The organism is Novosphingobium sp. ST904 (assembly GCF_001298105.1).
In the GTDB taxonomy this organism is placed as follows: domain Bacteria; phylum Pseudomonadota; class Alphaproteobacteria; order Sphingomonadales; family Sphingomonadaceae; genus Novosphingobium.
Map to the genome: position 1 here is coordinate 1 of NZ_LGJH01000073.1, position 7,865 is coordinate 7,865.

Annotated in this window: 7 protein-coding genes and 1 pseudogene; 5 read left to right on the top strand and 3 right to left on the bottom strand. The window is 59.1% G+C overall.

Features of this window, described 5'->3' with window-relative positions; all coding sequences use genetic code 11:
* Positions 1-80 precede the first annotated feature (80 nt).
* Entirely contained in the window at positions 81-965 is an 885-nt protein-coding gene (locus ADT71_RS00995) for a hypothetical protein (protein WP_054434303.1), read from the bottom strand.
* 110 nt (positions 966-1,075) lie between these two features.
* On the opposite strand from ADT71_RS00995, the gene ADT71_RS29880 reads away from it, so the two are divergent.
* Entirely contained in the window at positions 1,076-1,693 is a 618-nt protein-coding gene (locus tag ADT71_RS29880; RefSeq protein WP_082370067.1) for a helix-turn-helix domain-containing protein, read from the top strand.
* 479 nt (positions 1,694-2,172) lie between these two features.
* On the opposite strand, the gene ADT71_RS01005 is transcribed toward ADT71_RS29880, so the two are convergent.
* A complete protein-coding gene (locus ADT71_RS01005; RefSeq protein WP_231635466.1) occupies positions 2,173-2,454 on the bottom strand; it encodes an N-acetyltransferase in 282 nt (93 codons plus the stop codon).
* A 406-nt stretch (positions 2,455-2,860) separates the two neighbouring features.
* On the opposite strand from ADT71_RS01005, the gene ADT71_RS01010 reads away from it, so the two are divergent.
* Both ADT71_RS01010 and ADT71_RS01015 read left to right on the top strand, forming a co-directional pair.
* A complete protein-coding gene (locus ADT71_RS01010; protein WP_054434314.1) occupies positions 2,861-3,652 on the top strand; it encodes an SDR family oxidoreductase in 792 nt (263 codons plus the stop codon).
* 5 nt (positions 3,653-3,657) lie between these two features.
* Positions 3,658-4,566 (top strand): glycosidase, encoded by a 909-nt coding sequence (locus tag ADT71_RS01015; protein ID WP_054434309.1) that lies wholly within the window; start codon positions 3,658-3,660, stop codon positions 4,564-4,566.
* Between the two features lie 567 nt (positions 4,567-5,133).
* On the opposite strand, the gene ADT71_RS01020 is transcribed toward ADT71_RS01015, so the two are convergent.
* Positions 5,134-6,030, bottom strand: a complete 897-nt coding sequence (locus tag ADT71_RS01020) for an AraC family transcriptional regulator (protein WP_054434311.1) — start codon at positions 6,028-6,030, stop codon at positions 5,134-5,136.
* A gap of 189 nt (positions 6,031-6,219) precedes the next feature.
* Between ADT71_RS01020 and ADT71_RS01025 the strand changes: the two are divergent.
* Both ADT71_RS01025 and ADT71_RS01030 read left to right on the top strand, forming a co-directional pair.
* Positions 6,220-6,950 (top strand): annotated as a pseudogene (locus tag ADT71_RS01025) (SDR family oxidoreductase).
* A 473-nt stretch (positions 6,951-7,423) separates the two neighbouring features.
* Positions 7,424-7,732, top strand: a complete 309-nt coding sequence (locus ADT71_RS01030; RefSeq protein WP_054434312.1) for a hypothetical protein — start codon at positions 7,424-7,426, stop codon at positions 7,730-7,732.
* Positions 7,733-7,865 lie beyond the last annotated feature (133 nt).

Below are 7,865 nucleotides of genomic sequence, written 5' to 3' on the forward strand. Positions count from 1 at the left end.
GAACTCCTCCCTTGGCACTGGAAGACCGCTCAGCAGCAGCTCACACAGGAAATCGCTGCCTGACTTCCTGCAGCTCCGCGTCAGCTAGCGGATGCGTACCCTTCTTTCCACATGTCGTCATCGCCGCCGCCATTGGCGCTGACATCGATTACCAGACGCTGCGTAGAAGCCGCCTTCATCTGCGCGAAACAGTCATGCGTAAATTTGAAATATTGTGCCTTGTCGCTCCAAGCGAATGAGGCAACCTTCAGCGCCGCTGTGTGGTCCGCGTTGATGCGGCAGGAGTAAAGGCGATCAAAATTAGCCTCTTGCTGCAAAATCGCCGGAAGCACATGCCCCGCCGAGACCCGATGCGACATCGGAGAGCCTGCGAATTGAAGATCATAGACTGCCGGAGTGCCATAGAGTTTGGCAAATCCAAGCCACCAGCGCTGCGCTAGCAAGGCTGCCCGAAATGCCGGCGTATCTCCATGCATACGAGCCAGCAAAGCGTACGTTACGTCCTGGGCATCACGACCACTTATTCTCACGATCCTACGCCCGGCGAACGGCGTCATCTCGCCGCCCAGTTTTGCCGTAATGACCGGATAGCCCTGCTCGTCGAGTTCGACTTCGAAAGGGAAAAATCCGGTTCCTCGACGTACTTCCGCCGCGCTCTGTTCTCGCCAATTCGGCAAGCCGATGAACAAGTGGCCGTCCGCGAGCAGCGGGTTAAGTTGGGCCATGGCCGCCCACGCCTCCCCCTGCGTCATGGCACGAGACAGCTGCCCGCGTATTGACGCTGCGGCGGCTTCCAGGCGCTCTCGGGTCGTAGAGCGTTCAAGTTGCGGATGTTGCCGTTCGATTGTGTCGATGGCGAAGCGCAGATCTGCCTGCAGAGCAGCGGGCTCAAATGATTGAGGAGCAGCCGCCAAGCCGGTGTTAGGCAAAATGCATACCGAAACCACGATCGCAGCAAGGACCATTGAACAATTCATGATCGGCTTTCCTCATTTGCAGCCTCGTACGGATCACGGGCTTCCATCGAGCGATTCGTTGAAATATATGAGTTGTATTTCAACAGGAGTCCATGCGGATGAGTCATCAATTCGATCCGGGGGCGCTCACCGATCCGGCGATGATCCGACTGCTGAGTTCGCCAATGCGCCAGGAACTGATGGACACTTTGGCTGCCATCGGGGGCGAGGCGAGCGTTGCTACGTTAGCGGAAGAGCTGGGGCGTCCGGCAGATGGCTTGTATTATCACTTGCGTGCGCTCGCAGCGGCTGGGCTGATCTGCGAAGTGCCGGCGGACGATAGCGGCGATCGGCGATACCGATTGGCAAGCCACGGTGGCGGTCCAATTCGGCTGGCCTACGATCTGCGTCCTAATGGTAATGCTGCCGAACTGAGAAATTTCGCTCATGGATTGATGCAAATAGCTGAACGCGATTTCCAGGATGCGCTGGGTAGAGTGAATGCGGTAGTTTCCGGTCCTAAACGAGAATTATGGGCTTCGCGCAACAAGGGCTGGCTCAGCGATAGCGACCTGACCGAGGTCAACACTCTGCTCGAACGCTTGAGTGAATTGACGAGCCAACCGAAGGAGGAAGGCAAGAATCACCTTGTTAGCCTGGTCTTTTCGTTGGCGCCGATTGATCTACGACCGAAGCGAAGGGCTTCTCGTAAGGCACGGAAGGGACCGGTGTCGTAGCTCGCATACAGCGTGGGCCTGAGCCGTCCATTCGTCGCGACGCAAAGAGCGGGATGGCTGCCTGGAATCGGCACGTAGCAACCACTTCTGCCGTCAACCCTTGTCGGTCGCTCGGCTCTCGATTTTGCGCTACCAGGTGCGGACTGGCAGCTTGCCCATTTTGGATGCCTTCGACGGGCCGATAGCGGAATGTCGCGTTCGGAAAGGCGCGAGTGAGATGGCTGCCGATCGGGCATTACGGAAAACATCTCTGAACGGGGTTTCCGACATATCTTCAATCCGACGGGGCTTTCCGTACAGCGGACTTCATCGTATGATGATGATCGGTACATACGAGCCTTTGCAAGTTCCTTCTTGCATAAGCGGGCATTAATGCAGTCTCGCTACACGACAATCAGGCAATTTCCGACGCCTCAGGCTGGAAATCCCTGCCGTAAACTGCCGTCGGCCTCCATCATATTTTTTCTGGAAGATTGAGATCAAAGCTTCTTACGAAGAAAAAGCCGCTTTTGGCCGATGGGATGATCGTCGATTATGGCGAATACCTCAAAGCCCAGCTTTTCATAAAATCCGCTAGCCTGAAATTCGAATGTGTCGAGCCAGACCCCGATGCAATCATTGGATCGAGCGATATTTTCAGCTTGTTCCACAAGGGCTTTGCCATAGTTCTTGCCACGATATTCTAGCGGAATGGCAAGCATTTCTATAATGAGCCAGTCATAGGCGCACTGGCCCCAAAGCCCTCCTACATTGTCACCCATCTCATTGGTTAGCAACACGGCGATGGGCCGAATACACGGATCACCCGCACGCATTATGTTGTGAGTGTGTAGGGGCCTGAAAATCGCTTCGTATTCAGCGTCGGAGGGATTTTGAGATGTTTTTATAAGTAACGTCATGACGTTAGCATATATTGAAGTGCTTGATCCGCAACGACTGAGCGGGGCGTATCGCCTGAATCAATCGAAGGTTGAACCACACTAAGTCCTCCCGACAATCGGGTGTTTTCCGGCACGGCCGGTTTCGGGAGCTTGCCTTAGGGCACTGAGCGACTGACAAAGGGCGCAAAGCGGCCCCAAAGTAGCCATGCCCCTGAATATGTTATGCCCAGACAATCTAAGGTGATTGAGCAACGGCACCTACGACACCTTCGGGTGTTATCAGCGCATGGCGCATCACACATTATCCTTCGGCCAGACATCGGTCGCGATCGTGACGGGTGGGGAATCGGGAATCGGGCGCTCCGCCGCGATCAAACTGGGTAAAGCGGACCTCCCTGTCGCGCTGACCTATTTCGCAGATGAGGGCCGAGCGAATGCAGTCGTCGCCGAAATCACCGACAGCGGTGGGAGGGCCGTGGCTGTACGGACCGATGTCGGCGATGAGCAGAGCGTCGAGGCACTCTTCGATCTGGCAGAAGAGCGCTTCGGCACGGTCGACCTTCTCGTCAATTCGGCCGGGCTGAATATGACGGGCGTGATGCTGCGCGATATGGAGTTGGTCCAGTTCGATCGCCTGATGCGCGCCGATCTCTACGGTCCGTTCCTGACATGTCGGCGCATGGTGCGCGCGCTGGATGGTGCGAACCGAGGCGGCCGGATCGTCAACATATCCTCGATTCACGAACGCGCGCCACGTGCAGGTGGGGTCGACTATGACGCCGCCAAGGGAGGTCTCGCGCAGCTTACAGCGACCCTCGCGCTGGAACTCGCGCCGAAGCGTGTGGCGGTCAACGGGATCGCGCCTGGCATGATCCTGACCCCGATGAACCAGAGCGCGCTCGATCATCCCGACGAACTGCGGCGCAAGGAAATGGCAATACCTTGGGGCCGCGCAGGAACGCCGGACGAGGTGGCCGATCTGATCCTGTTCCTGCTCTCATCCGCCGCAGACTATATCACCGGCACCACGGTTACGATCGACGGCGCGCTGTCGCTGACCGTTGCGCAAGGAGCCTAACGGGAATGGCCGCCTATGTTGTCGAGGAATTGCAGACCGTCACGCTCGATATCGCCGGGCCCGACGGGCGATTGGCACATCATGATTTGATGAGCCCCTATGTGTGGATGGAGGGTGAGACCTATCGCTTGCTCGTCCGCGTCGTTCCCAATCCTTTGAGGCCGGACGATCCGACCGGAGTTATCTGGGGCGGGGAATCAGATGATGGTCTCGTTTTCCGGATGAGTGAGGCACCGGCGATCCTGCCTGGCCCTAATCCCGACGATGCCGGCGGATGCGAGGATCCGACCGTCGTGCTTGGTGAGGATAGCGCCTATCTTGTCTTCTACACTGGCGTCGATGCCGCCCGGTCACAGGGCGCTCTGCTGGTGGCGAAAGGGCGCGACCTAACCAGCCTGCGCGAACAACGGGTCATGCTCAAGGCGCCCGACGGCGAAGGCAACATCAAGGAAGCGACGCTGGCGCAGGGATCGGACGGGCGGTTCCGACTCTTCTACGAATATGCCAGGGGCAATGCCTCGCGGATCGGCATGGCGGAGGGGGCGACGGCCGAAGGTCCGTGGACGGTGATCGATGATCCATTCACGATCCGGGAGGACAGCTGGGACAATTGGCATCTGTCGACCGGACCAATCGTCCAGCAGCCAGGCTATGATCCGGTCATGTTTTACAACGGGGCGACGGTGGACGCGCGTTGGCGCATCGGCTGGATCAGCTTCGCACCCGATTTCAGCTGCGTGACCGGGCGAGGCCTTGAACCGATCCTCATGCCGCCGCCCGCCAAGAGCCGGGACGCCACCGACATTGCCTTTGCGGCGTCATGCATTGTGACTGGTGACGCAATCTGGCTCTATTATTCGTTGGAGGACAAGATCCTTCGCCGCGCACGGATCCACCGTTACGCCACGCGGTAGATCAGCCTAAGACTTGCGCGAGACGGATGATCGGCAATCTTGAGGATTGGCAGATCGGTTGCAAATGACAGGCACCGCGCGACGCATCGATTTAGATTTCGAACGGCGGCTTACAAGCGAGGCTGTTGCATCTTTGAAAGGCTAGAGTTGGCATTTTGCTGCCTCCCGCCGTCGACCCCACGCAGACACTCGGCTTTCATTTCGAAACTCCAAAGTGCAGAACGTCAGCTATATCTCGCGGCTGTCGCTCGGAGTTGTGCAATAGCGCCATCGGCAAGGGCCGCTTGCTGTTAGGGCAGAGAAGCTTTGTTCTCTAGCGCATGATCCCAAACATGTCTCGTCTGTCTCGATGCCGCACCCAATTTGTCGCGCCAAGGGGGACCCGAGATGCGGACGGTTCGCAATGCTCGGGGAGCGGACCCTATTTTGCAAGCGACGATGATCAGCGAGTGTTTGTCGATCCAGTCTTTGGCGCTCTCCAAGCGCGCCATTGCTCCCTGTAACGAAGCGGATCGCAGCTGGGCAATTATCGTCGCCCCGCATCGGACCGAACTACGCCTCGCCCCCTCAAATCGCCATAGCCATCTGCGGCGTTGCCCTTAACCGCCTCAAGTCGCGGACAGGCGGGGCGCCGAAGAGGCGACGATACTCTCGGCTAAACTGGGAAGGACTGTCATAGCCAACACGGAAGCCCGCCTCTGCCGCATCAAGCCGGTCGGCTAGCATCAGCGCCCGCGCTTCCTGCAACCGCAGCTGCTTTTGATATTGCAGCGGAGTCATGGCGGTGGCGCGGCGAAAATGATCATGGAAGCTCGACATGCTCATGCCGGCAAGGGCGGCAAGGTGCGGTCCGCTAAATGGTTCGCGGAAATGGGCCTTAAGCCAGGCGATCGCTTTAGCCAGCTGGCTGGTGCGGCTTTCGCCGCTCGCTATCGCGCGCAGGACGCCTGCGCCCGGCCCGGTCATCATCCGCACCAGCAATTCTCGCTCGATGAGCGGCGCGAGCAGCGGCGCGTTCGCCGGATCGCCGAGCAGCGCCGTCAACCGCGTCGCCGCGTCAATCAGTTCAGGTGTCATCGGGTGTAGCGTCATCCCGCCGCTCTCCTCCGTGCCCGCCGGCAGGGGCGGCAGGGTTAGCGCGATCTCCGACAACAGGGCGGGGTCGAGATAGAGGCAAAAGCAGAGATAAGGCGCGTCCGCGCTCGCGCGTGTCACAGCGCCTGTGATGGGCAGGTCAAGTGAGGCGACGAGGTAGCTGGCAGGGCCATAGTCGATCACCGCATCGCCCAGCAGCACGCGCTTGCCGCCCTGCGCGATGATGCACAGCGCCGGACGCTGCACCATATGCACCGGCTCGCCACCCTGATCCGAGCGCACCAGCGTGAGCCGAGCGATGGGCGTGTCGATGATGCCTTCGCACTCGGCGTATCGGGCAATCTGTTGAGCCAGTTCTTGATGCGCCATCAGCGCTTCTCCCAGAGCCTTCGGTATGATCCGCCTACACAGTCGATAGCGACCGATCCAGCCCGACGCTAGAAATCTGGAATATCGTGCAATCATCCCGGATGACCGTTCTACCTCCTTCCGACCAGATAGCGCCATCTAACGGGCATTGGATCGATGGTTCGGTCCGTCTGAACAGGAGTGACTATCATGACTATCGAGGACAAGGTCATCGCGATTACCGGCGCCAGCAGCGGCATCGGCGAAGGCAGGCGCGGCTGCTAGCGGCGCGCGGCGCGAAGCTAATGCTGGGCGCTCGCCGCACCGACCGGCTCGCCGCGCTGGCGGAGGAACTGAACGCAGCTGGAGGCACGATCGCCTTCGGGTCGCTCGACGTCACCGACCGCGGCGATTTCGAGGCGTTCATCGCCGCGGCAGAGGCCGAATATGGCCGCGTTGATGTATTGGTCAACAATGCGGGCCTGATGCCGCTGTCGCGCTTCGACAGCCTTAAAGTTGACGAATGGGACCGGATGATCGACGTCAACATCCGAGGCGTCCTGCACGGCATAGCCGCCGCCCTCCCTCGCTTCAAGGGCCAGGGCAGCGGCCAGTTCGTCAACATTTCTTCGATCGGCGGCTATGCCGTGTGGCCGACCTGCGGCGTCTACAGCGCGACAAAATACGCAGTGCGCGCCATCTCGGAGGCGCTGCGCATGGAGCATGACGACATTCGCGTCACCATTATCGCACCGGGCGTCGTGGAATCTGAACTGGCCCACACGATCACCGATCCGGTCGCGGCGCAGGCAATGGTCGATTTCCGCTCCATCGCGCTTACGCCGGACGCGATCGCGCGCGCCATCGCCTATGCAGTGGAGCAGCCGGCGGATGTGGATGTTAATACGCTAATCGTCCGGCCGGTTCGCTCAACAATTTGACGAGGATGGGGGCATTCGCATATTGCCCCCGTAACTCGTCCGCAGACAAAGTCCTACTCGCTCTTGAATTTCTCGAAGACTATATAGGATAAATGCGGCCAAACTTTGCAACCTCTCGAATTTTTACTACGAAGCCAACCTCAAAAATCGCGCTCGATCTGACGATCTATCTTGTCCGAACCGACCCATTTACGACATTCTGACCATGCTTTTGCTTACTTAGGTGCGGACGGTCCGATCAGGTAGCTTCCGATTAACATACGATGCCCGATTCGGTGCTTGAAATGTCAGCTCATGTCCGACCCGGCCATCAGCAAGTTTGACAGCTGCCGGGCAGCGAAGCCCCCGCCCCATGTATCGCCCCCATCAGGGACAAAGTTGGCCGGCGGGTTCAATGACATTTTCGGGCCGCCGGGCATGGCTCCGCGGCCTGCATATCGTGGACGGAAGTGTTTCTAGGCGGAACCTCGGCGATGGTGACGGCAGCAGTCTCTGCCGGACTTGCCATTTCCGCCTTCTCCTGCCGGCTGGCACCGCCGGGAACGATGGAAGTCAGTCAACGCTTCGGCCTGCCGCCGCTGCCGTCCACCGAGATCGTGATGTTCTCCACGCTGACCGACATGAAATCGCGTGAGGCCCTGCGTACCCTGGCCGCCACATTCCGCGACCATCGCCCCGGGACCAAAGTAGAACATCTCAGGCCCGATGAAACTGTCGGTCCTGTTCTGCCTACCCCATGCGCGATCCATGCCCGTGGTTCGAGTGATAGGGAACAGGGCTGAGGAGGCGAAGGGACCGAGCGCCTGAGTTGAAAATGTCATCTGTGGACGCCCCTTCGGATGCAAGCAGTAAATCGGGGTTTGTTGGCACGTAGTCGGATGCTGTCATCTGTCCGGCCTCGATGAGCAGCGCCAT